24 protein-coding genes are annotated in these 25,090 nt (G+C 69.1%); 15 read left to right on the plus strand and 9 right to left on the minus strand.

Features of this window, described 5'->3' with window-relative positions:
- Nucleotides 1–2: 2 nt before the first annotated feature.
- Both ACFFIA_RS28665 and ACFFIA_RS28670 read left to right on the plus strand, forming a co-directional pair.
- Nucleotides 3–1,505 (plus strand): FGGY-family carbohydrate kinase, encoded by a 1,503-nt coding sequence (locus ACFFIA_RS28665; protein WP_377256364.1) that lies wholly within the window; start codon nucleotides 3–5, stop codon nucleotides 1,503–1,505.
- Nucleotides 1,502–3,136, plus strand: coding sequence for a fucose isomerase (locus ACFFIA_RS28670; RefSeq protein ID WP_377256366.1), 1,635 nt, complete (start codon nucleotides 1,502–1,504; stop codon nucleotides 3,134–3,136). Before ACFFIA_RS28665 ends, ACFFIA_RS28670 begins: the two co-directional genes overlap by 4 nt.
- A 123-nt stretch (nucleotides 3,137–3,259) precedes the next feature.
- Here the strand turns inward: ACFFIA_RS28670 and ACFFIA_RS28675 are convergent, their stop codons facing one another.
- Together ACFFIA_RS28675 and ACFFIA_RS42550 are read right to left on the minus strand one after the other, a co-directional pair.
- Complete coding sequence (locus tag ACFFIA_RS28675) at nucleotides 3,260–3,541, minus strand: hypothetical protein (protein ID WP_377256369.1); 282 nt, start codon at nucleotides 3,539–3,541, stop codon at nucleotides 3,260–3,262.
- Nucleotides 3,433–3,861 (minus strand): golvesin C-terminal-like domain-containing protein, encoded by a 429-nt coding sequence (locus ACFFIA_RS42550; protein ID WP_446686985.1) that lies wholly within the window; start codon nucleotides 3,859–3,861, stop codon nucleotides 3,433–3,435. Before ACFFIA_RS42550 ends, ACFFIA_RS28675 begins: the two co-directional genes overlap by 109 nt.
- 522 nt (nucleotides 3,862–4,383) lie before the next feature.
- Here ACFFIA_RS42550 and ACFFIA_RS28680 point away from each other — a divergent pair.
- Nucleotides 4,384–4,632, plus strand: a complete 249-nt coding sequence (locus tag ACFFIA_RS28680) for a hypothetical protein (protein ID WP_377256371.1) — start codon at nucleotides 4,384–4,386, stop codon at nucleotides 4,630–4,632.
- 67 nt (nucleotides 4,633–4,699) lie between these two features.
- Entirely contained in the window at nucleotides 4,700–5,149 is a 450-nt protein-coding gene (locus ACFFIA_RS28685) for a hypothetical protein (protein WP_377256374.1), read from the plus strand.
- A 45-nt stretch (nucleotides 5,150–5,194) separates the two neighbouring features.
- On the opposite strand, the gene ACFFIA_RS28690 is transcribed toward ACFFIA_RS28685, so the two are convergent.
- Nucleotides 5,195–5,791, minus strand: a complete 597-nt coding sequence (locus ACFFIA_RS28690) for a hypothetical protein (RefSeq protein ID WP_377256377.1) — start codon at nucleotides 5,789–5,791, stop codon at nucleotides 5,195–5,197.
- Nucleotides 5,792–6,393: 602 nt separating this feature from the next.
- On the opposite strand from ACFFIA_RS28690, the gene ACFFIA_RS28695 reads away from it, so the two are divergent.
- A complete protein-coding gene (locus tag ACFFIA_RS28695; RefSeq protein ID WP_377256380.1) occupies nucleotides 6,394–8,076 on the plus strand; it encodes a DUF2075 domain-containing protein in 1,683 nt (560 codons plus the stop codon).
- A 662-nt stretch (nucleotides 8,077–8,738) separates the two neighbouring features.
- On the opposite strand, the gene ACFFIA_RS28700 is transcribed toward ACFFIA_RS28695, so the two are convergent.
- The 6 genes from ACFFIA_RS28700 to ACFFIA_RS28725 all read right to left on the minus strand — a co-directional run bounded on the left by ACFFIA_RS28700 (nucleotide 8,739) and on the right by ACFFIA_RS28725 (nucleotide 14,033).
- Nucleotides 8,739–8,942, minus strand: a complete 204-nt coding sequence (locus tag ACFFIA_RS28700) for a hypothetical protein (RefSeq protein WP_377256383.1) — start codon at nucleotides 8,940–8,942, stop codon at nucleotides 8,739–8,741.
- 276 nt (nucleotides 8,943–9,218) lie between these two features.
- On the minus strand, nucleotides 9,219–10,514 hold the full coding sequence (locus ACFFIA_RS28705) for a dihydroorotase (RefSeq protein ID WP_377256386.1): 1,296 nt from the start codon (nucleotides 10,512–10,514) through the stop codon (nucleotides 9,219–9,221).
- A complete protein-coding gene (locus tag ACFFIA_RS28710; protein WP_377256389.1) occupies nucleotides 10,511–11,785 on the minus strand; it encodes a Zn-dependent hydrolase in 1,275 nt (424 codons plus the stop codon). The genes ACFFIA_RS28705 and ACFFIA_RS28710 overlap by 4 nt, the downstream gene beginning before the upstream one ends.
- Complete coding sequence (locus tag ACFFIA_RS28715; RefSeq protein WP_377256391.1) at nucleotides 11,782–12,789, minus strand: orotate phosphoribosyltransferase; 1,008 nt, start codon at nucleotides 12,787–12,789, stop codon at nucleotides 11,782–11,784. The genes ACFFIA_RS28710 and ACFFIA_RS28715 overlap by 4 nt, the downstream gene beginning before the upstream one ends.
- 46 nt (nucleotides 12,790–12,835) lie before the next feature.
- Nucleotides 12,836–13,633: an IclR family transcriptional regulator gene (locus tag ACFFIA_RS28720; RefSeq protein WP_377256394.1), complete on the minus strand. Its 798-nt coding sequence runs from the start codon at nucleotides 13,631–13,633 to the stop codon at nucleotides 12,836–12,838.
- Between the two features lie 46 nt (nucleotides 13,634–13,679).
- Nucleotides 13,680–14,033, minus strand: coding sequence for a Dabb family protein (locus ACFFIA_RS28725; RefSeq protein ID WP_377256397.1), 354 nt, complete (start codon nucleotides 14,031–14,033; stop codon nucleotides 13,680–13,682).
- Nucleotides 14,034–14,175: 142 nt separating this feature from the next.
- Here ACFFIA_RS28725 and ACFFIA_RS28730 point away from each other — a divergent pair, with 142 nt between their 5' ends.
- The 10 genes from ACFFIA_RS28730 (at nucleotide 14,176) to ACFFIA_RS28775 (ending at nucleotide 25,088) form a co-directional block, all read left to right on the plus strand.
- Nucleotides 14,176–15,180 (plus strand): ABC transporter substrate-binding protein, encoded by a 1,005-nt coding sequence (locus ACFFIA_RS28730; protein ID WP_377256400.1) that lies wholly within the window; start codon nucleotides 14,176–14,178, stop codon nucleotides 15,178–15,180.
- A gap of 115 nt (nucleotides 15,181–15,295) precedes the next feature.
- Nucleotides 15,296–16,018: an ABC transporter permease gene (locus ACFFIA_RS28735; protein WP_377256402.1), complete on the plus strand. Its 723-nt coding sequence runs from the start codon at nucleotides 15,296–15,298 to the stop codon at nucleotides 16,016–16,018.
- Entirely contained in the window at nucleotides 16,015–16,809 is a 795-nt protein-coding gene (locus ACFFIA_RS28740) for an ABC transporter ATP-binding protein (protein WP_377256405.1), read from the plus strand. Before ACFFIA_RS28735 ends, ACFFIA_RS28740 begins: the two co-directional genes overlap by 4 nt.
- Nucleotides 16,806–17,618, plus strand: a complete 813-nt coding sequence (locus ACFFIA_RS28745; RefSeq protein WP_377256408.1) for an ABC transporter permease — start codon at nucleotides 16,806–16,808, stop codon at nucleotides 17,616–17,618. The genes ACFFIA_RS28740 and ACFFIA_RS28745 overlap by 4 nt, the downstream gene beginning before the upstream one ends.
- 44 nt (nucleotides 17,619–17,662) lie before the next feature.
- Complete coding sequence (locus ACFFIA_RS28750; RefSeq protein WP_377256411.1) at nucleotides 17,663–19,126, plus strand: zinc-binding metallopeptidase family protein; 1,464 nt, start codon at nucleotides 17,663–17,665, stop codon at nucleotides 19,124–19,126.
- On the plus strand, nucleotides 19,123–20,751 hold the full coding sequence (locus ACFFIA_RS28755; RefSeq protein WP_377256414.1) for a thiamine pyrophosphate-binding protein: 1,629 nt from the start codon (nucleotides 19,123–19,125) through the stop codon (nucleotides 20,749–20,751). Before ACFFIA_RS28750 ends, ACFFIA_RS28755 begins: the two co-directional genes overlap by 4 nt.
- A 13-nt stretch (nucleotides 20,752–20,764) precedes the next feature.
- A complete protein-coding gene (locus tag ACFFIA_RS28760; RefSeq protein WP_377256416.1) occupies nucleotides 20,765–22,177 on the plus strand; it encodes an aldehyde dehydrogenase family protein in 1,413 nt (470 codons plus the stop codon).
- Between the two features lie 63 nt (nucleotides 22,178–22,240).
- Nucleotides 22,241–23,623, plus strand: coding sequence for a UbiD family decarboxylase (locus tag ACFFIA_RS28765; protein WP_377256419.1), 1,383 nt, complete (start codon nucleotides 22,241–22,243; stop codon nucleotides 23,621–23,623).
- Nucleotides 23,620–24,342: a maleate cis-trans isomerase family protein gene (locus ACFFIA_RS28770; protein ID WP_377256421.1), complete on the plus strand. Its 723-nt coding sequence runs from the start codon at nucleotides 23,620–23,622 to the stop codon at nucleotides 24,340–24,342. Before ACFFIA_RS28765 ends, ACFFIA_RS28770 begins: the two co-directional genes overlap by 4 nt.
- The gene (locus ACFFIA_RS28775) at nucleotides 24,339–25,088 is read left to right on the plus strand and encodes an SDR family NAD(P)-dependent oxidoreductase (protein ID WP_377256424.1); all 750 of its coding nucleotides are present in this window, start codon (nucleotides 24,339–24,341) and stop codon (nucleotides 25,086–25,088) included. The genes ACFFIA_RS28770 and ACFFIA_RS28775 overlap by 4 nt, the downstream gene beginning before the upstream one ends.
- Nucleotides 25,089–25,090: the final 2 nt, after the last annotated feature.

Genomic DNA, 25,090 nt, shown 5'->3' on the forward strand with positions numbered 1-25,090 from the left:
CCATGGCACACCGGCAAGGAACAGTCGTCGGCGTCGACATCGGCACGTCGAGCAGCAAAGGCGTACTCGCTGGGCCGGACGGCACCGTGCTGCGGTCGGCGGTACGGCAGCACACGGTACAGCGCCCGGCGCCCGGCATGGTGGAGATGGACGCGCGCGTGTGGTGGGACGAGTTCGTCTCCATCACCCGCGAGCTGCTCGGTGGCGCCGAACACGACGTGACGGCCGTCGGCGTCTCCGGCATGGGACCGTGTGTACTGCTCACCGACCGGGACGGCGAGCCGCTGCGACCGGCGATCCTCTACGGAGTGGACACCCGCGCGGGCGCCCAGATCGAGCGGCTCAACCGGGAGCTGGGCGCCGAGGCGGTGCTCGAGCTGTGCGGGTCGGCACTGTCGGCGCAGGCCGCCGGGCCCAAGCTCGCCTGGGTCGCCGACGAGGAGCCCGAGGTGTTCGCGAAGGCGCGGCGACTGTTCCTGCCGAGTTCGTGGCTGGCGTTCCGTCTGACCGGGACATACCTGCTGGACCACCATTCCGCCAGCCAGTGCACGCCGCTCTACGACAGCGTCGCGCTGCGGTGGTACGACCCGTGGCACCAGCTGATCGCGCCCCACATCGAACTTCCGCCGCTGCGGTGGCCGGGCGAGCCCGCCGGCACCGTCACCGCCGAGGCCGCCGCGGCGACCGGCCTCCCGGTGGGAGTTCCCGTGACGACCGGCACGGTGGACGCGTGGGCCGAGGCGCTCAGCGTGGACGCGCACGGCGTGGGCGACCTGATGCTCATGTACGGCACCACGATGTTCCTCATCCACACCGTGCCGGAGCGGATCACACATCCGGCGCTGTGGGGCACGGTGGGCGCGCGGCCCGGCACCCGCAACCTGGCCGGCGGCATGGCCACCTCCGGCGCGGTCACGCAGTGGCTGCGCGAGCTGCTCGGTTCCCCCGACTACACCGAGCTGCTCACGGCCGCCGACGCCGCCGGCGTGGGCGGCAACGGGCTGCTGATGCTGCCCTACTTCGCCGGCGAGCGGACCCCGATCCTGGACCCGCACGCGCGGGGCGTGCTCGCTGGCCTGACCGCGTGGCACACCGCCGGAGACCTCTACCGGGCGGCGCTGGAGGCTACCGGGTTCGCCGTCCGGCACAACATCGAGACGATCGAGGCCGCCGGCGGCGACGTGCGGCGCGTGGTCGCAGTCGGCGGCGGCACCCAAGGCGGGCTCTGGACCCAGATCGTCTCCGACATTACCGGCCTGCCACAGGAGATCCGCGAGGTATCGATCGGTGCGTGCTACGGCGGTGCGCTACTGGCCGCCCAACTCGTCACCGACGTGTCCATCGAGGACTGGAACCCGGTGGCACGGATCGTCACGCCGCGCCTGGAAACCGCCGCCGAGTACGGCGACCGCTACGACCTCTACCGCCGGCTGTATGCGAGCACGGCCGACATCGTGCACGCGCTCGCCCGCCGGCAATCCAGCAGTCACGAGGAGCTGACATGACCGCGTACGCGTTCCCACCCGCCACCGAGCCACGGGCCGGCGAGCCCGACACTGTGTACCTCGTGGCAAGCGGTGACCTGCGGCAGTCCGCGAACGTCACGTGCTGGCCAGCGCAGCAGCGGTTCGAGGCGGATCTGACGGCCGCCGTCGGGAAGCTCGGCCGGTCGGTGCGCCGCGCGCACGACCCGGACCCGGCCAAGGAACACGGGTTCATCGACAGCCAGCGCGCCGGGATAGAGGTGTTCGCGCGGATCCCGCGCGACGCGCCGGTCATCGTGGCGGAAGCGGTCTGGCAGTACTCCCACCATGTGCTGGCCGGACTGCGTAGCCACGGCGGGCCCATCATGCTCGCCGCGAACTGGAACGGAGAGTTCCCCGGACTGGTCGGTCTGCTCAACCTGACCGCCAGCCTGACCAAGGCCAGGGTCGAGCACGCCACGCTCTGGAGCGAGGACTTCACCGACGACTGGGCGGTACGCCGCCTCGAAACCTGGCTCACCACCGGCCGGCTCACGCACGACACCAGCCACGTCCGCGAGCTGCCCGAGCTGCCCGACACCGCGGAGGTGGCGCTCGGCCAAGCGCTCGGCCGGCAGCTCATGACAGACAAGGCGATCATCGGGGTCCTCGACGAGGGCTGCATGGGCATGTACAACGCGATCATCGACGACGAACTGCTGAACCCACTCGGCATCTACAAGGAGCGGTTGTCGCAGAGCACGCTTGTCGCCGAGATGCGCACCGTCAGCGACGCCGAGGCGGGCCAGGTCCGCGCGTGGCTCGACAAGGCCGGCATGAAATTCCACGTCGGAACCGACGAGGCCACCGAGCTAACCGAGGCACAGCTGCTCAGCCAGTTCAAGATGTACATCGCCGCCCTGCGCATCGCCGACGACTTCGGCCTGGACGCGATCGGCATCCAGTACCAGCAAGGGCTCAAGGACACCGTCCCCGCGTCCGACCTGGCCGAAGGCCTGCTCAACGACGGCAACCGCCCACCGGTGCGCAGCCGCGACGGCTACCGCGAGCTGTACCCGGGACGGCCGCTGCCGCATTTCAACGAAGTGGACGAGGGGGCTGCCGTCGACTCACTGGTCACCAATCGGGTCTGGACGGCGATGGGCCTGGACCCCGCCACCACTTTGCACGACGTGCGCTGGGGCGCCGACTACGACGGCGAGTTCGTCTGGGTGTTCGAGATCTCCGGCTCGGTCCCGGCAGTACACAACGGCGGCTACGACAAGTCGTACAGCATGCGACAACCGCCGATGTACTTTCCGCTCGGCGGCGGCACCCTCAGCGGCGTGGCCAAACCCGGCGAGATCGTCTGGTCCCGAGTCTTCATCATGGATGGATCGCTGCACGTCGACCTCGGCCGCGCCACCGTACGCGAGCTGCCGGCTGCGGAAACTCAACGCCGGCTCGACGCGACCACTCCACAGTGGCCAATCATGCACGCCGTGCTGCATGGGATCAGCCGCGACCAATTCATGGCCCGGCACAAGGCAAACCACCTCAACGTCGCCTACGCCCCCGACGCGCGGACCGCCGATCGGGCGCTTCTGGCCAAGGCCGCTCTCTTCCACACCATCGGCCTCACCGTCCACCTCTGCGGCGAGGTACACATCTGACGACGCCTACGGCGGCGCGCCCGGGCGCGAAGGTGCCTTCTGAGCTGGGAGGATGGGAGTTGCTGAAGCTTCCATAACCCAAACCAGGGGTGAGATCACTGCCGCTTGGATCTGGTAACACGTTTACCGGCACCCCGTCAGGGCGGCTCGGGCGGGGGGTGTAGGAGTTGTGCCAGAGTTGGCGATCGAGTCCTCGGTGGCGATGAAGCTCTCGGTCACGAACTTGAGGCCGTTTTCCGCGTAGAGGAGGTTCGTCACCTCGTAGCCCTGCGACTCGACGATGACCGACTCGTTCGTCACGTACGCGAGGAAGCCGTCGACGTCGCCGGTGAGCAGCGGTGACGGGTCGTACTCGACGGGCACGAAGTGCCGCCGGCCAAGCTGAACGTGCCGAGGCTGCGCCACCTGCCGCCGTTTGTCCGCTGGTCGACGTTGATGGTGTGGGGGCGGTCGCTGGCGACGACGAGGTGTGGCGCCGAGCTGTTGTAGCCGGAGTTCGCCGGATACCAGACCTCCACCCGGTACGTCCCGGCGCTGGGAATGGTGCCAACGAACCACGCGGGGTCGCTTGCCGCGACGGGGTCGGCGTAGCGGTGGTCGGTGCCGTAGCGCTCCGCCGAGTAGCTCGACGTACCCCGGCTCGTGCTGGCGCTGGTGGGCCCGCCGCCGGCCGGCCCGACGGTCTTGCCGGCGCTCGCCGCCCCTTCGTGGTGAAGCCAGTCCAAGGCGGCGGCGTAGTAGGTGCAGGTATCGCCGGCTCCGGTGTCGGTGTAGGACGTCGAGCGGGTGTCTTAACGATGCCCCGACTTTCATGACGCCCTGCTCTGCGTCACAGGTGGCGGACAAAGATGTTTGCAGGTTGTGTCGTCATATGGAAGGAAAGTTTCCAGGCGTCGACACCCGACCAGACCGGCTACCAGCATCGAGACAACGATCACCACGAATCCATTCCGTGGGAGGCTCGGCGGCGGCGGATTTTGCCAGGGCCGTCCCGGCGGCGACCGCGCGTAGTCGTGTTCCCGTCAGTTACGTATCAAGGCCGGTGGAGGCGGTGGCGACGATCGGTGGATCGCCGCTATGCCCCGCTCACAATGGTTGTCATCCAAAGAGCTGATCATGAAAGACGTTCGCGCGATGTCCACAAGCGACCGCTCATCTTGAATGGTGGTCCGGCATATGAAGAGCGGGGGGTGTGTCGTGGACGGATCACCACGGATCGGGGGCGGCGTGACGGAAGGGCCGGCGCGATGAGGGCCGGCTTCCTGCTGTTCCCGTTCTCGGTGGAGCACCAAGGGGCCATCCAGGCCCCGTCGATCACCACCGAGGACATCGGGTACACGGCGGCGCCGGCGCCCGGCAGCCCGTACCCGCAGGCGCTCCGGCTGGGCTTCCGGCTGGCCGGAACGACCGTCCCGCAGATCCGGCCGCTGCTGCCGGGGAAGCTGCTGTTCATCCCCCGACGCCACGGCGCCAGGCACGACCCCGGATCCCGATGACGTCCAGTTCACCGCCGCCGCCTACGCCGGCTGGCGGACCCTCGGGACACTCCGGCTGGAGGTCGACATGGCAGCGGTGGCCGCGCTCGGCCAGTTGAACACCGGCTTGGAGGTGGTGCCGAACATCCTGTGGTACGGCCCGATGCGCATCTCCCAGGAGTTCCTGTTCGACACGCTCCGAAACGGGCTGCGCAAGGAACGCGTCGGCGGCACACCCTCGATCGGGCCGAACGACGCCCGGTGGCCGAAGCACGCGGTGGCGGCCTTCCTCGCCGGGCGGTACGAGCCCGCGCTACGGGCCGGCGCCAGCGCCGCGGCGGACGACCGGATCGCCCACGCGATGCCACTGGTGCACCCCACCGGCGCCGACAACACCGTCTCGCTGGTCATCACGGCCGCCTGCCGGCGCAAGCCCAAGGACGGCGGCGAGGCCGAGCTCAACCAGGTCAGCGCCGGGGTGAGTGAGGACGACCCGGCAATCTACGCCGAGATCTCGACTCCGTCCGCCACGGCCTGACCCTGCCCTGGAGCTCCGGCCCGGTCGAAGGCAACGTCAACCGCATCATTCTGTGGAATCAGAGATGTCGATGTCATGTGGTGGATCGCCGATGAGTGTTGGCAGGGCGTCACGCCAGGCGGTGTTCTTGTCGCGGCAAAGCCGATGGAAGCTGGTGAACCAGTCGTGTTCTGGCGGCGACAGTTCTAGCGACCAGGTGCCGAGGACGCAGCTGTATCGCGCCCGCCAGCCGTCGCTGCGTTCGAATAGGCGGCTGCCGCTGAGCTTGCCGCCGCGCGAGTGTTCACGGGTGGCGAAGCCGTGCTCGTGCAGCCATGCGGTGGCGCTGGCAACGTCCGCGGGTTCAGGCAGGAGGCCATTGGGGTCTTGGTCGGAGGTGGTGGCGGCTTCGATGGCTGCCGCGGCGTCGGCGTCGATGAGGGTGAAACTGCCGTCGTCGTCTGGGCGGCTCACCGCGACATGGCGTGTTATGCCGTCCGGGAACCGGAGCGTGAACATCGGGTCCCAGTTGTGGATGTCTCTGAGATCTTCGAGTGCGTCCAGGTCGCGTAGCCGAGCGTGGCTGGCGTCGGTGCTAACGTGCACTGGCCACGGCCCGATGCTGAGGGTGCTGTTGAGCTGCCATTCCAGGTCGGCCTCCACGCCGACCATCATGCATTGCTGTCGCGTGGGTAGGGGCGTCAGGCGCTGGGTGGAGGCAGAACGGTCAGGGGCAACGGTTTGCCGGGTTCGGCGCGTACCTGGTTCGGCGTCGGGCCGGCTGGGGTGGCGACGTTGACAAGGGCCATGGACAGGTTTCTGGGGTTGTAGAACTGTTCCCAATCACGTTCCTGGGGCGAAGCGTCGTACCTGTTCTTGCAGCTCGTGCAGGGTCACTCGCTATTGAGACCATCCTCGGCACCGTGCGGGCGTTCTCCCGCTCCCGCGTGCGACACGCCCACCTTTGCGGCAGCAGCGGGATGTCGGTGGTCCCGGTTAAGGTTTCTGCCGTACCTCTCCGGTATCCGACTGGCTTCACGCCACCCACCGAGAAGGAGTAGAGCCGCATGGGCTCTCGAAGTCTGCTGCGCCGCACCGTCGGCGAGATCCTCCAGACCGACAGCAACCTCTTCGTCGCCGAACTGGAGCAGGCGTTCCGCCTCCAACTGGGTACCCGCCCGGACGCGAGTGAGATCCGCTCCTGGCACCGCAGCATCCCTACCATCACGCAGGCTCTCGCCGCCGAAGGGCTCCAACAGGTTGTAGTGCTCGTTGAGCTGCGCAGTCCGCTCACGAACAGCCGGATGGACCTTGTCCTCGTGGGCTCGCACCCAGCCGACGGCCGGCCGAGCGTCGTCGTGGTGGAGAACAAGCAGTGGTCGAAGGTTGAACCAGTACCCGCCTCCGAGCTCGTCAAAGTACCCGGGCTGCCCGCCAATTGGGAGAGTCAGGTACACCCGGCCAACCAGGTCTGGGCATACTGCAACACTCTCACCAACTACCTGCCGGCCCTGGAGAACGCCCACGTCTACGGCATCGTCAACATGCACAACGCCTCCTCGGAGGACCTCCATCAGATCCTGCCCGCGGTACAGGGTCTTGATTCCGACGTGTGCCAGAATGTCCGCATCTTTGGCGACGACCAACGCGACGACATGGCCCGGTTCTTCCGCGCGGTGCTCTCCGCGACCGACGCGGCCAGCAACGCCGACTACCTGCTCAAATCCCCGGCGCGGCCTACCCGGGCGTTGATGTCCGCGGTCAGCGACAGCGTGCTGCGCCGCAACGTCTTCACTCTGCTCGACGACCAACGCCTGGCGTACGACCACGTGTTGCGGGCGGTCCACGAGAGCCAAGCCAACGACCACAAGGAGATCATCCTGGTGATCGGTGGCCCGGGTACGGGCAAGAGCGTCATCGCTATCGAACTCCTCGGCGCGCTTAGCCGGCTGAACACGAGCGCGGTCCACGCCACCGGCAGCAAATCATTTACCCAGACCCTGCGCGACCAGCTTGGCACCACCAATCGGAGGGCCAAGCAGGTCTTCACCTACTTCAACAACTACGCACACGTGAAGCCAAACGACATCGACGTCCTCATCGCTGATGAGGCACACCGGATCAGGCAGAACTCCAACACCCGCTTCACACCACGCGACCGCCGATCCGACATCGCCCAGGTCGAGGAGCTGATCCGCGCGGCACGCGTGCCAGTGTTCCTACTCGACGAGAACCAGATCGTCCGCAAGGGTGAGGTCGGCTCCATCGACCTGATCAGGCAAGCCGCGCAAGCTCGCGGGATCAAGGTCACAGAGGTACACCTCCGCGACCAGTTTCGATGCGGCGGTTGTCAGGAGTACGTCGACTGGGTCGAAGACCTCCTCGGCCTCACCATCAACGGGCCGCAGGTATGGAAGCCGCAGGACAGCTTCGAGCTTTGGCTCGCCGAGACGCCGGAAGCGATGGAGCATCACCTGAAGGGGAAGCTTGACCAAGGACTCCAGGCCCGGATCGCCGCCGGATACTGCTGGCCCTGGAGCGACGCCCGCCCCGACGGCAGCCTTGTGAACGACATCGTGATCGGCGACTGGCGGCGACCCTGGAATTCTCGCGCCGACCGGACGCTCAACGGAATCCCCCCGGCCGACCTCTGGGCCACCCACGAGGGCGGATTCCACCAGATCGGCTGCGTCTACACCGCTCAGGGCCTGGAATACGACTACGCCGGCGTCATTCTCGGTCCTGACCTCGTCTGGCGCTCCGGTGCCTGGACCGCAAACGCAAAGGCGAGCCACGACAGCAAAGTCAAGGGCGCCCAAAACTTCGACCAGCTGGTCCGCAACACCTACAAGGTCCTCGCCACCCGAGGTATGCGCGGAGCAGTCCTCTACTCAGTCGACCCTGAAACGCGGGCCATGCTCGCTGGCCTCGGAATCCCCAAGATCTAAACGACCTCGCACCCGGGCTTGAGCGGCGGCGCTCTGACCTTCAGGGTTCATGAGGCCGAGGGCGTTTCAAGTCAGGCTCATTTGCTGGTCACCCAGTGCCGTGGCAGGGCCCGATGGGTCCTGCCACGCGCGGATTGTCGTCGGTGGCTTCTGTGACCGAACGTCGCCGTGTCGATCCCGGCGACGTCCTGGATGCTGGCGTCTCAGATCCTCTTGAATGAGGATGGACGAGCGTGCTCGGCCTGCTCTGTTCGAGGCGCCTTGCGCGGATGCGGCGAGAACTAGCAGCGCCTTTCCGTCCTGGGCCGAGGCGCCGCCACTGGATCGGTCCTGCTTACAGTCTTGCCGGAAGCGGTCGGCGAGGTGATCAGCGTCCGGCTAGGCAGGGATCGTGGACGGGTAGGGCAGCACAGGCGATGCTCCCGGTCGGGGCATCGGATCTTGGTCGACTGCTGTCTCACCTGGAGCCTTACCTTCATCGATATCCGGCCCCTCTTGCCGTACCAGCAAAGTCGGGTTGTAAATGGCTCGATGAGGGCCGCCATGAACAGCGCAGCGAAGGCGAGGTCCCCGGTAGCGGCGGGTCGCAAGCGCACTCGCCAGCCCCAAGGACGGTGCTCGAACGTCGCTGGCCATTGCTTTTCGCCTCCGACACTCCCGAGTCACACGGTCGTGTCACCGGTAGGCGTCTTGGCCTGCTTGGCGCGCTCCAGTGCCTCGGCGATCGCGGCGAACTCGCTGAGCGCAGCCTCCAAGTCCTCGACGATCTCCCGCACGATCACCTCAGGGGGCAGCAGCGCGTCGGTGTCATCGAGGCTGGGGCTCTTGCGCCAGATGATGTCGAGGTTGACCTTGTCATTGGCCAACAGTTCGTCATAGGTGAACGAGCGAAACCGCTGTTGTCCGACGCTCGGCGTGAGTACGTGGGGGGTAGGAGCGCGTCGTTCGGCGTGAGCGGGTTGTGGGCGGCCCTGATGGCTCAGTTGCCGTTTTTCGTGTGCGACATCAACGTGAGCGGGTCTGGTAGGCCAGCGGCCCTCCCGGTCTTCTTTTGGCGGAGCGTCCGGGAGGGCCGCGGTGTGGTGCTCGGAGGCACCGATGCTCACGGTAGGCAAGGACGCGGGTGAGGTCGGGCCGATACCTCAGGTGCTGGACGTGGCCACCTGTTGATGTGAGATGGTTCCCCGCAGGATCGTCGCGACAACCCTGTGGGAAAACCGATGTCCGGCGAATGGCGTGTTGCCGCTGCGGCTAAACCGCTTGTCGGGATCGACTACCCAGTTGCCGCCGCTGTCGACGAGGCAGAGGTTCGCGGGCGCACCGACCTCCAACTGGCGACCGTGCAGATGGGCGATCCCGGCGATCGCGGCGGGACGGTGTGACATGCAGGCGGCGATGTCACCCCAGCTCATCGCGCCACCACTCAGCATCACCTCGGCGACGACGGCCAGAGCCGTCTCAAGTCCGGTCATGCCGACCGGGGCGGCGGTCCACTCCTGTGCCTTGTCCACCATGGGATGCGGTGCGTGGTCGGTGGCGACGACGTCTATCGTGCCGTCGGCGAGGGCGGCCCGCAGCGCGACGACGTCTTCGCGGCTGCGCAACGGCGGGTTCACCTTGAACCTCGTGTCCGCTTCGGCGGTCCGGGCGTCGGTCAGCATGAGGTGGTGCGGCGTCACCTCGGCGGTGACCCTGATTCCTCGCTGCTTGGCCCAACGAATGACGTCGACGGTGCCGGCTGTGGAGACGTGACACACGTGTAGCCGAGCGCCGGCGTCGCGAGCCAGGAGGCAGTCCCGCGCCACGATGACCTCTTCGCCGACGCTGGGCCACGGCTGTACGCCCAACAGGCGCGCTGCCTCCCCCGCGTTGGCCTGCCCAACGCCGGCCAGATCCTGGTCCTGCGCGTGTTGTGCCACGACACCGTCGAGGGCGGTCGCGCGCACGAGTGCGGAACGCATGATAACCGGGTCGGATACGCAACGCCCGTCGTCGGAGAAGATCCGCACCCTTGCCCGCGACTGGGCCATGCCTTCGAGGTCGGCGATTTCGGTCCCCGCCAGCCCGAGAGTGACGGCCCCGACGGGCATCACGTCACAGTGACCGTCGCGCCGGCCCAGGTCGTACACGTGCTCGACGCGTTGTGGTGTGTCGGCGACCGGGTCGGTGTTGGCCATGGCGTGGACCGCCGTGTATCCGCCCCCGGCGGCGGCGCGGGTGCCGGTGGACACGGTCTCGGCGACTTCGCGACCGGGCTCGCGCAGATGGGTATGCAGGTCGACGAGACCGGGCAGGGCGACGAGCCCGTCCGCGTCCAGCACCGCGTCGGCCCGCGTTCCCGGCAGCGAGCCCATCTCCACGATGATCCCGCCGCGGATGAGCAGATCGGCCGGGCGGCCGCCGAGGATGCGAGCGCCGGTGACGAGGAGGCTGCTCACGCGGCTCGCGCCGTCCGCACGCGAATGCTTCTCGACTTCGCGTCCATCAGCAGCATGCTGGCCGCCAGGGCGTCGATCCCGGCGACGATCTGGGCCGGCTCAGTCCACTCGGTGTGGACGTGGCTGAGGCCGGACCGGCTCGGTACGAAGATGAGAGCGCTGGGGACGACAGCGTTAATCATCTGACAGTCGTGGCTGGCGCCGCTCGGCATCGTGCGATACGACAAGCCGAGGTCACGACACGCGCGTGTGGTCAGCTGCCGCAGGCGGGCCGGGAGCACGACCGGCGAAGTGTCGGCGAGCAGCCGCAGGTCGACGAGGACATCGCGACGGGCTCCGACCGACCGTGCCGCATCGATGATTTCAGCGGCGACGGCCCGCTGCCGATCGCTGTCCACGTCCCGCACGTCCACCGCGAACGTCACTGTCCCCGGGATCGTCGTTATGCTGCCCGGCTCCACGACCAGGCGGCCGACGGTGGCCCGGGTGCCTCGGCACTGCGGCCGGTTGGCCAGCTCCTCGACGGTGAGCACGACCTCGGCTGCGGCGGCGAGCGCGTCCGAGCGCAGGTGCATCGGCGTGCCGCCGGTGTGCGACGCCTGCCCCCGTACGGTCAACTCCAGCCGGGTGCTGCCGGAGACCACGTCAACGAGGCCGATGGACGTGCCTGCGGTCTCCAGCACCTGGCCCTGCTCGATGTGCAGCTCGACAAAGCCGGCCCAGTCCTTGCCGTCCCACGCCGCCTCCGCCAACCGGTCCGGTGACAGGCCCACGGCGCGCATCGCGTCACCGAGCTTGACGCCGCCGGCGTCCTGTAGCTCGTCCAGCGCGGCCGTTGTCAACTGTCCCGCAGCGGCCTTGCTGCCGATACAAGCCTGACCGAAGCGGGCGCCCTCCTCGGCGGCGAACACCACGAACCGGAACGGATGCGCGTGCTCGATGCCCTCGCCCACCAGGCGCCGGGCCACCTCGACCGCCGCGACGACGCCGACGATGCCATCGAACCGGCCGGCCTCGGGCACGCTGTCGAGGTGGGAGCCGGTGCCGATTGCCGGTAACCCGGGGACCTGACCCGCCCGCTCGGCGATGGTATTGCCCACCGGGTCGGTGTACACCTGCAGTCCGAGCTCCTCGAACCAGCCGGCCACCAGGCGGTGCGCCTCGCGCTCGCTCTCGGTGTACGCCAGGCGCGTCACCCCTGGACCCGAGCCGGTCGTTATCTGTGCGATGCGCTGCAGGCGCTGCCACACCTCGTCCGGGTCGTTTCTCACCGCGCCGCCTCCCCCTCGTGCAGGAATACGGCGTCGGCGGTGCCGGCGATCTCGGCGGTCACCGCGGGCGTGCGAACCAGACCCGCGACAGCAGCCAGCGTGGTCCCGGTCTGGGCGAGCAGCGCCGACAGTGGCACCAGCTCGCCGGGTGACTCGAAGGCGCAGGCGACCACCGCCACCCGGGCGGACGGTGGGAAGGTGCCGCTGAGGTAGAGCAAACCGGAGACCGACTCAAGGCGGACCACCGGCAAGCCCAGTTCGGCGGCCAGCACGAAGCCCAGTACGACGTCGTCCGGCCGCTCCCAGACCAGCAGGTGGCTGAGCTCCCGGTGACGCAGCAGGTCGCCGAGCGCGCGGCCCAAGCGGTGCGTGCACCTCGTGTCGGCCAGCAGGTCGAACCGCGGTGCTTGCCCGTTCCCGGCGAATCCCGCCATGGCGAGGTCATCGTCGACGGTGCCGTCCACGGGGCGTAGCGGGCGCAGGTCGTCAGCCGTCAGCACCGGGCGAAGCCGGTATCCCCCGGCGGCGACTACCTTCGCACCGCCACGCCCGAGATCCAGCGCGCACACCACAGTGTCCACCCGGGCACCCACCGCTCGGATCGCGTTCGCCGTGTCCCGGGCGGTGTTTCCGCTGAGGACGACATCCTCGATCACCAGCACCCGCTCGTCGGTGTGGATCTCACCGTCCACGATGGAGTATCCGTCCGAGCCGGCCCCCGGGTGCAGTGTCGCGAAGGGCAGCCCAGTCGCGAGGGCGACCGCGGCGAGCAGCGGCGACGCGCGTCCGGCGAGCCGGTCGACGTCCGGCTCCACCAGCGCGGCCAGCTCGCTGGCGAGCCGGCGCAGGATACTGGGCCTGGTGAGAAAACTCGCGGTGTGCAGGTACCAGTCGGGCTGGCCGTCCTCGATGCCGGCGCCGGCGGCCAGCAAATCGTGCGCGAGCTCCCGGCGGTGACCGGCGTCGTCCTGCTTACGCAAGGTGTATTGGAGTTGGCCAAGCATCGGTTCCATCCTTTGAAAGGTGCGTGCGCGCCCGGGGTGGGCGCGGTCAGTCGGCCGCGGCGGCGACCTCGACCGAGGTCCGCCGGGAGGGGACCGGGTGTGGCCGGCGCATGCCGTCGTGGATCCGGCGGGCGGTGCGCCGGACCGCCTCGATCACGGCGGACCGGCTCTCCAGTGTGGAGATGCGGTCCGCGGGTGCGGCCAGGGTGACCGCGCCGAGGATCGCGCCCGAACCGTCGAAGACCGGTGCGGCCGCCGCCCAGACCCGGTCGTCAAGCTCGTCGTCGCAGACGTCGTATCCGCGCTTGCGCACCTGCTCGAGATGCTCCAGCACGTCGTCGATGGTCTGCGGGGTGCCGGTGGTGTAGCGGGTCATCCGTTGGTTGCCGAGCAGCGCGTATATATCCGACTCGTCGAGGAAGGCCAGAATCGCCCGCGCTGACGCCGCCGCGTGCCAGGGCAGGTGGTGTCCGGTGTAGACGGATAGGCGGAGAGGGCGGCGGCTCTCCACCATGCTCACGCAGACGGCCCGGTCGCTGATCCGCTCGGTGAGGAACACGGTTTCGTCGAACCGGTGCCCTAGCTCGCGCAGGTATTGGTCGGCCAGCTCGGGCAGGCGGTGCGGGCGGCCGCCGACGGCGAGGTCGAGCAGTCCGGGCCCGGCGAAGTAGCGCCGGGTGGTGCTGTCCCGGGACAGGTAGCCCTCCTCCGTGAGCACGGCGAGGAGGCGATGGATGGTCGCCGGTGCCAGCTCCAGCTCGGCGCTGAGATCTGCCAGGGACTTACCGTCGTCGGCGGCGGCGACGGTGCGCAAGACCGTCAACGCCCGGACTACGACCTGCATGTGCGTCCTTCCGTGACACGGAAGGTCAACTTCCGCATTATGGAATTTACAACGAGGACTCATCCTCGCTACGACGATGACCACCGTCAAGTGTGGAGTCCGCGGGTAGCAGCGGATACTGCACGCGCACGGTCTCGGCCACCACCGCTCGCACGTGGTCCCGTACGAGAGCAAGGTGCGCAGGGTGGGCCTTGTAGGCGTCGAAGCCGGCCTGGTCCGCGAAGTCGAGGATCAACGCCGCGTCCCGGTTGCCCGCCTGGCACCCCATGTCGAAGCCGCAGGACACCTGCCGAATCGAGGGGATTTGCCCGGGCAGCCGGGCCAGCGCAGCAAGAAACTCCGTTCGCCGGGTCATCGATGCCGCTTCATGGAAGCGAAACAGCGCCACATGACGGAACACCCTGGTCTCCTCTCTCCCAGCGACCCGCAGCACGTCGCACCGCCTGGCGAGATTCCCAAGTCAGGGCCTAGATCACCCCTTGACAGCCGCGAGCCGGGCTCACCATACTCCATTTTCATCACACGAAACTGATTTTCTCCACATGGAATTTTCCGGCCCGCTGGATGCCGAAAAGGGGTCCTACATGCGTCTGAAAGGCATGCTCCCGGTCGCCGTCACCGCAGCGCTGTTGTTGAGCGCCTGCGGCGATGACGCCTCAACCGCCACGGTCCCCGAAGGGGGGACCATCAAGGTCGGCATCGAGGCCCCGTGGGACCTCGCCTACGTGCCGACGTCGCTGGCTATCGACAAGATGAAGGCCAAGGGCTACACGCTGGAAGCGGTGCAGTTCTCCGAGCCCGACGCGATGGCTCAGGCGTTGCAGTCCGGCCAGATCGACGTCGCTACCAACAGTGCCGGCCAAGTGCTATCAGCCATCGACGCCGGGCTGCCGGTCAAGGCGTTCCTCGGCCTCACCGATCCCACCTTCGTCATGGTCGCCAAAGCGGAGCTGTCCACCTGCGCCTCCCTGAATGGCAAGAGGGTCGCCGTGCAGGGACAGGCGGACTTCATCGCGGCCTCCACCGCACAGTGGTTGGCCAAGAACTGCCCTGGCACCAAGCCGGACATCGTGGTAATCCCAGGATCCGAGAACCGGGCCGCCGCCCTGCTGGCCGGCCAGATCGACGCCTCAGGCCTGCACATCTTGCGCTTCCGGCAACTGCAGAAGGAGCAGCCGGGCAAGTTCGTCGCGATCGACGGCTTCGGCGCGCCGGAGAAGGTCACGTCCGGATGGTTCTACGCCAAGACCGAGTGGCTGGACAACAACAAGGATCTCGTCAAGACCTTCGTCGACGCGTACAGCGAGACCGTGGACGACATCTATGCCAACCCGGAGAGCATCCAGGATCGCGCTGTCCAGCTCATCCCGGACGTCGACCCGACCCTGCTGCGTGAGGTCGTCGGTGAGTGGGCCGAGCTGAAGGCGTGGCCAGCCAAGGAAGGCGTGCAGCGGGACGTCTTCGACGCGACGCTCACCTTCTACAAGGGATTCACCACCTACAAGAACGTCAGCGGCTACGAGCAGAGCATCTATCCGCCCAGCTGACGTACGAACGGACAGTGACCGGCCAGCGGACAACGAAGGGACGACCGTGCGAAACGGACCATTGGCGGTCCCACCTGCCGCCCGCACCCAGTCAATGGGCAGGGTCGCGCTGCGGTTGGGCTTCCTCGCCATCGTGCTGGCCGTCTGGCAGATCGGTGGCGACGACTCGACCCGGCTCGGGCTACCCACCCTTACTCGCACGCTGTCCTCGGCCTTGGACCTGACGACGACAGGTGAGTTACCCCGCGGCCTGGCGCAGAGCAATCTGGCCATGGTCGCGGGCTACCTGCTGGCCCTGCTGGTCGCGGTGCCGCTCGGGCTGGCGATGGGAAGCCTCGGCTGGGTCGGCCGACTCACCCGCCCGTACCTGGTCGCCCTCATCGCCATTCCGATGATCGCGATCCTCCCCCTCATCCAGGCAATCTTCGGCCTCGGACTGGGCTCCCGGATCGTCGTGGTGTTTCTGTTCGCGTTCGTCTACATCGCACTCAACGCCGAGGTCGGCGCCCGCACCGTACCCCCGCAGCTGCGGGAGATGGCACACAGCTTTGGCGCCAGCCGGAGCCAGGTGCTACGCACCGTGGTCCTGCCGCACGCGTTTCCGGTGATCATGGCGGGGGCCCGGCTCGGCCTGGGCCGCGCCATCACCGGCATGGTCCTGGCGGAGCTGTTCCTCGTCAGCTCCGGCATCGGCAGCGTGCTGTCGTTCTACCGGACCCGCTTCGACAGCGGAGCCGTCTTCGCCATCATCCTCGCCCTAGTACTTGAGGGAGTCGTCATCATGGCCCTTGCACGCATGCTGGAGCGCCGCCTCGTCCGGCATGGAGACGGCCGGTGAGCGGCGGGACGGCCATCGAGCTGCGCGGCGTCGGCAAGCTCTACCACGACGAAACCTCCGGCCGGCAGGTCCACGCGCTGTCCGAGGTGGACCTGACGGTACGCACCGGTGAGTTCGTGTCGCTGATCGGCCCCAGTGGCTGCGGCAAGACGACCCTGCTGAAGATCCTGGACGGGTTGCTGCCCCACGATCAGGGCGAGGTACTGATCAACGGAGCCCGTTCGACCGGCCCGGGTCCGGAGCGCGCCATGGTCTTCCAGTCCTTCGCGCTGCTGCCGTGGCTGAATGTCTACGACAACATCGCCTTCGGGCTGAGGATACGCGGTGTCACCGGCAAGCAGGCCGAGGCGACGGTGCGCCACTACATGGACATGGTGGGCCTGCGCGGGTTCGCCGACAGCTACCCGGCCCAGCTCTCCGGTGGCATGCAGCAGCGGGTGGGTATCGCCCGCGCGCTCGCCGTCAACCCCGCGATCCTGCTCATGGACGAACCGTTCGGCTCGCTCGACGCGCAGACCCGCAACCTGCTGCAGGTCGACCTGGAACGGATCTACGAAGCCGACAACAAGACGGTCGTCTTCGTCACCCATGCCATGGACGAGGCTGTCTTCCTGTCCGACCGCATCGTCATCATGAGTCCACGGCCGGGTCGCATCCACGAGCTCATCGACGTGGACCTGCCCCGCCCGCGCAACGACGAGACCCGGCGCGACCCACGCTTCATCGAACTCTCCTCCTACGTGTGGGACACCCTGCGCGGGATGATCGTCCGGGAGCCGGCACGGCCATGACGACCACCGCAGAGCAGACCGGCACCCGCCAGGACGCCGCGCCGGCCGCGCCCGCCGCGCCGCGCTGGCACGAGCACCTGCCGTCCATCGCCACCCTGCTCGGCCTCGCGGTCGTCTGGGAGATCGCCGGCCACACCCTCGACTACGCCTACCTGCCGCCGCTCAGCGACGTCTTCGTCCGCCTGTGGGAGCTCGTACTCGACGGCACCATCCCCCGCGAACTTGGCGCGAGCCTCACCGCGCTGGCCGTCGGCATGCTGATCGCGGTGGTCGCCGGCGTCCTCATCGGCCTGCTCATGGGTGCGTTCCCCCTGGTCAGATACACGCTCGACGTGTACGTCGACGCGGTGATGGTGGCGCCGGTGGTGGCGTTCGTACCACTGTTCATCCTGCTGTTCGGCCTGGGCTTCCAGACGCGGGTCGCCACAGTGGTCCTGTTCGCGATCTGCCCGATCATCGTCAACACGGCCGCCGGTGTGCGCAGCGTCGACCGCAATCTGGTGACGATGGCCCGCTCGTTCCAGGCCACACCGGCACAGACGTTCTGGCAGGTTCAGCTCCCCATGGCGTGGGGACACGTCCAGGCCGGACTTCGCCTCGGCGTGGCCCGCGGCGTGGACGGCGTCATCACCGGTGAGGTGCTCATCGCGGTCGTCGGACTCGGGGGCCTGATCACCCGGTTCGGCGACGCGTTCAGCATGGACCGTCTCTACGCCGTCGTGTTCGTCATCGTCGCGCTCGTCGTGCTCTCCACGCGCCTGGTCGACCTCGCCGGCCGGCTGCTCGTGCGCGGACGGCACGAACGATAGCCCGCAACCGACCACCTCTCCGTAACCCCACCGCAAGGAGAACGATGAGTAGCCAGGACGAGGCTTTGAAGACGGTTGCCGGCTGGCTGGACGAGCACCGGACGTTGGGCACGTCGCTGTCCGACCGCATCTGGGAGCTGGCCGAGCCGGGCCTGTGCGAGCAACGATCCGCCGAAGCGCTGTGCGAAACGCTGGCGGACAACGGCTTCAGCGTCGAGACCGGTGTCGCGGGGATGCCGACCGCCTTCGTCGCCCGATACGGCACCGGGTCGCCGACGATCGCGCTGATGTGTGAGTACGACGCCACGCCCGGCGAGTCCCAGCTTCCGGTGCCGTATCCCGCTCCCGTCTCCCCCATCGCGGCGGGCTTCACGGACCTGCACAACGGAATCGGCGCGGCCAGCGTCGCCGCCGCGGTCGCGGTGCGGCAGGCGATGGCGGAGCACGGACTCCCCGGCTCGATCACGGTCTTCGGCACGCCCGCCGAGAAGCTCTGCGTCGGCAAGCCTTTCCTCGCCCGGGACGGTCACTTCGACGGCCTGGACGCGGTAGTGGCCTGGCACCCCCGCCCGTACTCCACGGTGGAGTGGGACGACGGCCCCGGCTGCTACCAGGCGGAGGTCTACGACTTCGGGGGCACCAGCACATACGCCTCCAAGCCCTGGACCGGGGTCAGCGCACTGGACGCGCTCACCCTGATGAACGTGATCGTGCAGTTCCTGCGCGAACACATCCCGCCGGCGTACCGCGCCTCGGTGAACGAACTGGTCTCCTCCGGCGGGCAGCACCCGACCGCGCTGCCCAACCACGCCCAGGCGTGGTACGTGCACCGGTCGCTGACCCGGGAGGGCATCGACCACGTCGCCGCCGCGCTGGACCGGGCGGCCAGCAGCGCGGCCACCGCGCTGGGTGCCACTTACTCCCGGCGGGTCGTCGCCGCCACCCGGCCCTGGCTGCCGAACCACTCCCTCGCCCGAGCCGCGTACCGCGGCCTGGAGCGCGCCGGTGCGCCCGCGTTCCCCGCACCGATGCGCGACCTCGCGGCGCAGGTGCTGCAGCGGCTCGGCCGCACGGACATCGACCCGCCGTTCGACGAGACGCTCACCCCGCCGCAGTCCCGTATCACCCGGGAGTTCGCCGGTGGGGCCGACGACGTCACCGAGTTCTGCTGGCACGCGCCGACGGCCCGGATCTACGTCGCGTACGGCATCGCCGCGTCCGGCCTACCCAACTGGGCACAGGGCCTGTTCTCCGGGACACCGGTCGCGCACCAGACCGTGCACACCGCGGCCAAAGCCATCGCGTTGACCACAGTGGAGCTGCTGACAAGCCCCGAGGTGCTGGCCGAAGCCGCCGCCGAGTTCCAGGAGCGGGTCGCGCAGGCCGGTCCCATGCCACCGCTGCTTGACCCCGACACCCGCCCGCCGGTGGACCCGGGCAGCGCCCCGCCGTACGTGCGCGAACACCTCGTCGCCCAGATGGGTCGCGCGACGGAGGTGCCGGCATGAGGATGACCGGAGGCGACGCGCTCGTCCGGCAGCTACGGCTCGAAGGTGTGACCACCATTTTCGGGGTGCCGGGTGTGCAGCTGGACCACGCGACTGACGCGCTTGCCAGGTTCGGTGAGATCCGGTACGTCATGACCCGGCACGAGCAGGGCGCGGCGTACATGGCGGACGGATACGCCCGCAGTTCCGGCGAGGTCGGTGTCTGCATGGTGGTCCCCGGCCCGGGGCTGCTCAATGCCATGGCCGCGCTCGCCACGGCGTACTCCTGCTCGTCGCCGGTGCTGTGCATCAGCGGCCAGATCCCGTCCGACATGATCGGCCGCGGGTACGGGATCCTTCACGAGATTCCCGGCCAGTCCGACTTGCTGGGTTCGGTGACCAAGTGGCACCGGCTGGCGCGCCGGCCGGCCGACATTCCCGCGCTGGTCCACGAGGCGTTCCGCCAGCTGCGTGGCGGCCGGCCGCGCCCGGTGGCGCTGGAGATTCCGCCGGACGTGCTCGGGGCCAGCGACGACATCGAGCTGGTTACCGTGCCGGAGCCCGACGATCCGCGGGTCGTACCGGATCCGGCTCTGGTCCGGCGGGCGGCCGGCCTGCTCGCGCGGGCCGAACGGCCGGTGATTTACACCGGCTGGGGTGTGCAGAACGCCAACGCCGGCGAGGAGTTGCGCGCGGTCGCCGAAGCCGTTCCGGCACCGGTCGTGATGAGCCGCACCGGCCTCGGCTCGCTGCCGGACCGGCACCCGCTCGCCGCCTCTAAGCTCGCCGGCCGCCAGCTGATGCCGGATGCCGACGTGGTGCTCGCTGTGGGCAGCCGGTTCATGGGGTTTGGCGGTAAGCCGCTGCCCGTGGCGGCCGGGGCGGCGGTCATCCAGATCGACGCCGACCCGGCGAGCATGGGCCCGCCCCGCGCCCCGCGTGTGGCCCTCCACGGCGATGCCAAGCTCACCCTCGCGGCGCTGCACGCGGCATTGGGTGCGACCGGCCCGGACCGGTCCGGCCGCGACCGGGATGCGCTCGCCGCCGCCGTCACCCGCGCCCGTGGCTGGGCCGACGACCAGGTCCGGGAGGTCGAGCCGCAATACGGCTTCCTGCGGGCGATCCGGTCCGCGCTGCCCGACGACGGCATCCTGGTCAGCGAGCTGACCCAGGTCTCGTACCTGGTCCGGGTCGCCTTTCCCTTCCACCTGCCGCGCACCAACATCACCCCCGGGTACCAGGGGACGCTCGGCTACGGGTTGCCCACCGCGCTCGGAGCGAAGGTGGCCAACCCCGGCCGGGCTGTGGTCTCGCTCAACGGCGACGGCGGGTTCGGCTGGTGCCTGCAGGAGCTGGCTACGGCCCGCAAGTACGGCATCGGCGTGGTCAGCGTGGTGTTCAACGACTCGGCGTACGGGAACGTGCGACGCACCCAGCGGGACCAGTTCGCCGAACGGTACCTGGGCACCGATCTGGTCAACCCGGACTTCGTGGCGTTGGCTGGCGCGTTCGGCCTGGCCGCGTCCAGGGTGGAGGGTCCGGATGCGCTGGCCGACGCGCTGCGCAAGGCCATCGCAGCAGACGAGCCCACCCTCATCGAGGTACCGGTCGGCGAGATGCCCGACGCCTGGCACCTGCTCGGATAGACGGGAAGACGCTGTGATCGAGTACGACACTCTCTACATCGACGGCAAGTGGGTGACGCCATCCGGGCAGGACCGCCGGATCGTCATCGACCCGGCCACCGAGCTGCCCATCGGCGAAGTGCTCGACGGCGACGCGACGGATGTCGACCGGGCGGTGGCTGCCGCCGTCCGCGCGCAGGAGCCGTGGGCGGGTACGCCGGTCGGGGAACGGGCCGACCTGCTCCGCGCCGTGGCCGCCGCGCTTCGGGCTCGGTCGGACTGGCTGTTGGACCTGCTCATCCGCGAGGTCGGCACGCCGCGTGGGCTCGCCGAGGTGATGCAGTTCGCCGCCGCGGTCCAGGTGTTCGACGACGCCGCCGACCTTATCGGGCAGGTGACCGCGCCGGAGCCGCTCGGCAGCGCGCTGGTCACCGCCGAGCCGATCGGCGTGGCCGGCCTGATCACGCCTTGGAACTACCCGCTCTACCAGGCCGCGCTCAAGGTCGCTCCGGCCCTGGCCGCCGGCTGCGCGGTCGTGCTCAAGCCGAGCGAGCTGGCTCCGCTCAGCGCGTTCACGATGGCCGAGGTGATCGACGAGGCGGGCGTACCCCCGGGGGTCTTCAACCTCGTGCCGGGTGTGGGTGCCGTGGCCGGCGAGGCGCTGGCCGGGCATCCCGATCTGGACATGGTGTCGTTCACCGGCTCGGTGCGCGCCGGGCAGCGCATCGCCGCGCTGGCCGCGGGATCGGTCACCAAGGTCGCGCTGGAGCTTGGCGGGAAGGGCGCCTCGATCGTGGTCGACGGCGGCGACCTCACCGCCGCGGCACAGCACGCGGCGGCGAGCTGTTTCGGCAACGCGGGGCAAACCTGTGCCGCGATGACGCGGCTGGTGGTCCCCCGGGACCGGCTGGCCGAGGCCGAGTCGGCCGTGCTCGAGGCGGCGGCCCCCTACGTCCCCGGTGACCCGCTGTCGCCGCGGACCAAGCTCGGCCCACTCATCTCCGCCGAGCAGCGCGCGCGGGTGCGCCAGCACATCGCCGCGGGCATCGCCGAAGGCGCCGACCTGCTCGTCGGCGGCGTGGAGACGGACCTTCCACCGGCCGGGTTCTACCTTCCCGCTACCGTCTTCTCCGCCGTCCGGCCGCAGATGACGATCGCGCAGGAGGAGATCTTCGGCCCGGTACTGTCGATCATTCCTGTCGACAGCGAGCGGGAAGCGGTCGCCGTGGCCAACGGCACCCGCTACGGCCTGACCGCCGCGGTGTGGGGTGAGCCCCAACGCGCTCGGCGGATCGGCGCCAAGCTCCGGACCGGGTCCGTGATCGTCAACGGTGCCCGGATCAATCCGTCGGCCCCGTTCGGCGGGCGTAAGCAGTCCGGCTACGGCCGCGAACGTGGGCGGTTCGGGCTGGAGGAGTACCTCACGTCCAAGGTCTATCACCTCTGAGGCCGGCACCGGCCCACCGCGAGCCCTTCCGACACACCCCACGACGCAGGAAAGACACGACCCATGCCTTGGCCTGACCTACGGACCTTTCTCGCCGCCCTCGAGGCCGACCGCGACCTGCTGCGCATCGACGAACCCATCGATCCGCGGTACGAGGCGGTCGCGCTGACCCGCCGCAGCTCCGACGTCGAGGGTCCGGCCCTGCTGTTCACCCAGATGAAAGGCAGCGAGTACGGGTGCGTGAGCGGGCTGTTCGGGGCCAGCCGGCGCGTCGCCCGGGCGCTCGGCCACGACTACCCGTACCTTCTGCGTCACTTCGCCGAGCTTGAGGCGCGCCGCCTCGAGCCGGTGACCGCCACCGGGCCGGCGCCGTGCCAGGAAGTGGTACGCCAGGGCGCGGACGTAGACGTGCGCACGCTGCCGATCCTGCACCACTACGAGCTGGACGCCGGACCGTACGTGACCGCCGGGCTCCAGGTCGCGCGCGACCCTGGCACAGGCACGCACAACGTCTCCATCCACCGGATGCTGCCGTTGGGCGCCCGCGAGCTGACCGTCTTCGCCCCGCCCGGCCGGCACCTGCGCACCATCATCGACCGCACCCACGAGCAGGGCCGCGGCGCGGACATCGCGGTGGTGATCGGCGCCGAGCCAGCCACGCAGATCGCCTCACAGGCACGGGTGCCGTACGGCGTGGACGAGTACGAGGTCGCCGGCGGGCTGCGCGACGAACCGGTCGAGCTGGTGCGTGGCGTCACCGTCGACGTCATGGTGCCGGCGACCGCCGAGATCGTCGTCGAGGGGCGCACCGTCCCCGGAAGGCTGGAACCCGACGGCCCGTTCGGTGAGTACCCCGGCACGTACAGCGCCGCCAAACCGGCGCCGGTCATGCAGGTCACGGCGATCACGAGCCGGCGCGGTGCGCTGTACCAGAACACGCTGACCGGCGTACCCATGACCGAGAACCACTGGATGATGCAGCCGAGCGCGACGGCGATGGCCTACCGCGAGGCACTGCGGATCACCCCGGAGATCCACCGGGTCCACGTGACGCCGGGCGGCACCGCACGCCACCACATCGTGGTCTCGATGACCAAGCGTCACCCGAGCGAGCCACGCAACGTCATGCTCGCCCTGCTCGCCGCCCCGCTGGGCGCCAAGCTCGTCACCGTCGTGGACGCCGACATCGACGTGGAGGACCCGGTCGACGTCGAGTGGGCGGTCAACACGCGGATGCAGCCGGACCGAGACGTCGTGATCGTGCCCGACCTCTACAGCCCCACCCTGGATCCGTCGGCACCGCACCCACGCGCCAGCGCGAAGATGGGCGTCGACGCGACCGCGCCGCTGGGCCAGGAGCGGCTGATGTACGAACGACCGCGCATCCCCGGCTTCGACAAGTGGTCCCTCGACGGATACCTCGACCGCGCTGGGCTCACCCGATGACCAGGACCGTGGCCCGGGTCGGTCTCGTGGTGCCGGCCGACAACGCCGTGATCGAGCCGGAGCTCTACTCGGTCGGTGTGGCTGGCATGAGCTTCCACGCGTACCGCATCACCGAGACCGAGCCGTCCCGGATGCGCGCCCAGGCGGTCGACTTGGCCGGCAGCTTCGGCGAGCTTGGGCTGGACGCGGCGGTCTACGCGTGCGCCGAGACGAGCTTCGAGCCCGGCATGCGGGGCAACGCCGGGCTCGCCGCCGCGCTGCAAGAGATTAGCGGCATCCCGGTCACCACCGCGACCACGGCGATGCTCGCCGCGGTGCGCCATCTTGGACTGTCCACAATCGGCCTGGTCACCCCGTACCGACCCGCTTCCGGCGTCCAGTTGGAGCACATGCTCGCCGCGCACGGCCTGAAGGTCGCATCCCGTGTGCACCGCGACTTCGCCGGATCCAGCGACGACCCGCGTGTGTGGTACGAGACCAACCGTCAGCCGTCCACAGTGGTCTACGAGTTGGCGCGCGGGCTGGATCTCACCATGGCCGATGGCGTGCTGGTCAGCGCGACCAACCTGCGCACGCTCGACGTAGTCGAGCGGCTCGAAGCCGAGCTGGGCAAGCCGGTGGTGACCTGCAACCAGAGCATCCTGTGGTGGAGCCGGCGCATGCTCGGCCTACCCGATGCGGTGACCGGACACGGACGGCTGCTGCGGAGCCAGCCATGAAGCTGGCCGGACGGGCAGCACTGGTCACCGGCGCCGACGGGGGCCTCGGCTCGGCGATATGCGCGGCGCTGGCCCGCGAGGGCGCCGCGATCGCCGCGCACACCTGGGCCGCCGAGCCGCCAACCGAGCTCGTGCGAAGCCTCACCAACGCCGGCGCGGACGTCCTGCACGTCGCGGGGGATGTGCGCCGCGCCGTCGACGTCGACCGGTTCGTGGACGCGACTCTGACCCGGTTCGGCCAGCTCGACATCCTGGTCAACAACGCCGGAATGATGAACACCACGCCCCTGCTCGACCTTTGCGAGGACGACTGGGACGCTGTGCTGGACACCAACCTCAAGGGGTACTTCCTCGTCGCGCAGCGGGTGGCCCGGCACATGGTGACGCGCCGCTACGGCCGCATCGTCAACATCTCATCCACTCGGCAGGCGCAGGCGTTTCCCGGCAACGGCGCCTACGCCACAGCCAAAGGCGGCGTGTTGATGCTGACCCGGATGCTCGCGCTGGAGTTGGCGCCGCACGGCATCGCGGTCAACAGCATCGCACCCGGCACGGTCCTCACCGACCTCAACCGTGCCTACCTTTCCGATCCCGAGTTCCAACGTGAACGCATCGCCCGCATCCCGGCCGGACGCCTCGGCCGTCCGAGCGACGTGGCCGAGGCGGTCCTGCTCTTCACCGGCGCCGAAGCCGACTTCCTCGTTGGCGCCTCCCTGACCGTCGATGGTGGACAGACCCTGTGGTGACA

The sequence above is a fragment of the Phytohabitans kaempferiae genome (genome assembly GCF_042433955.1).
GTDB classification, from domain to species: Bacteria; Actinomycetota; Actinomycetes; order Mycobacteriales; family Micromonosporaceae; genus Phytohabitans; species Phytohabitans kaempferiae.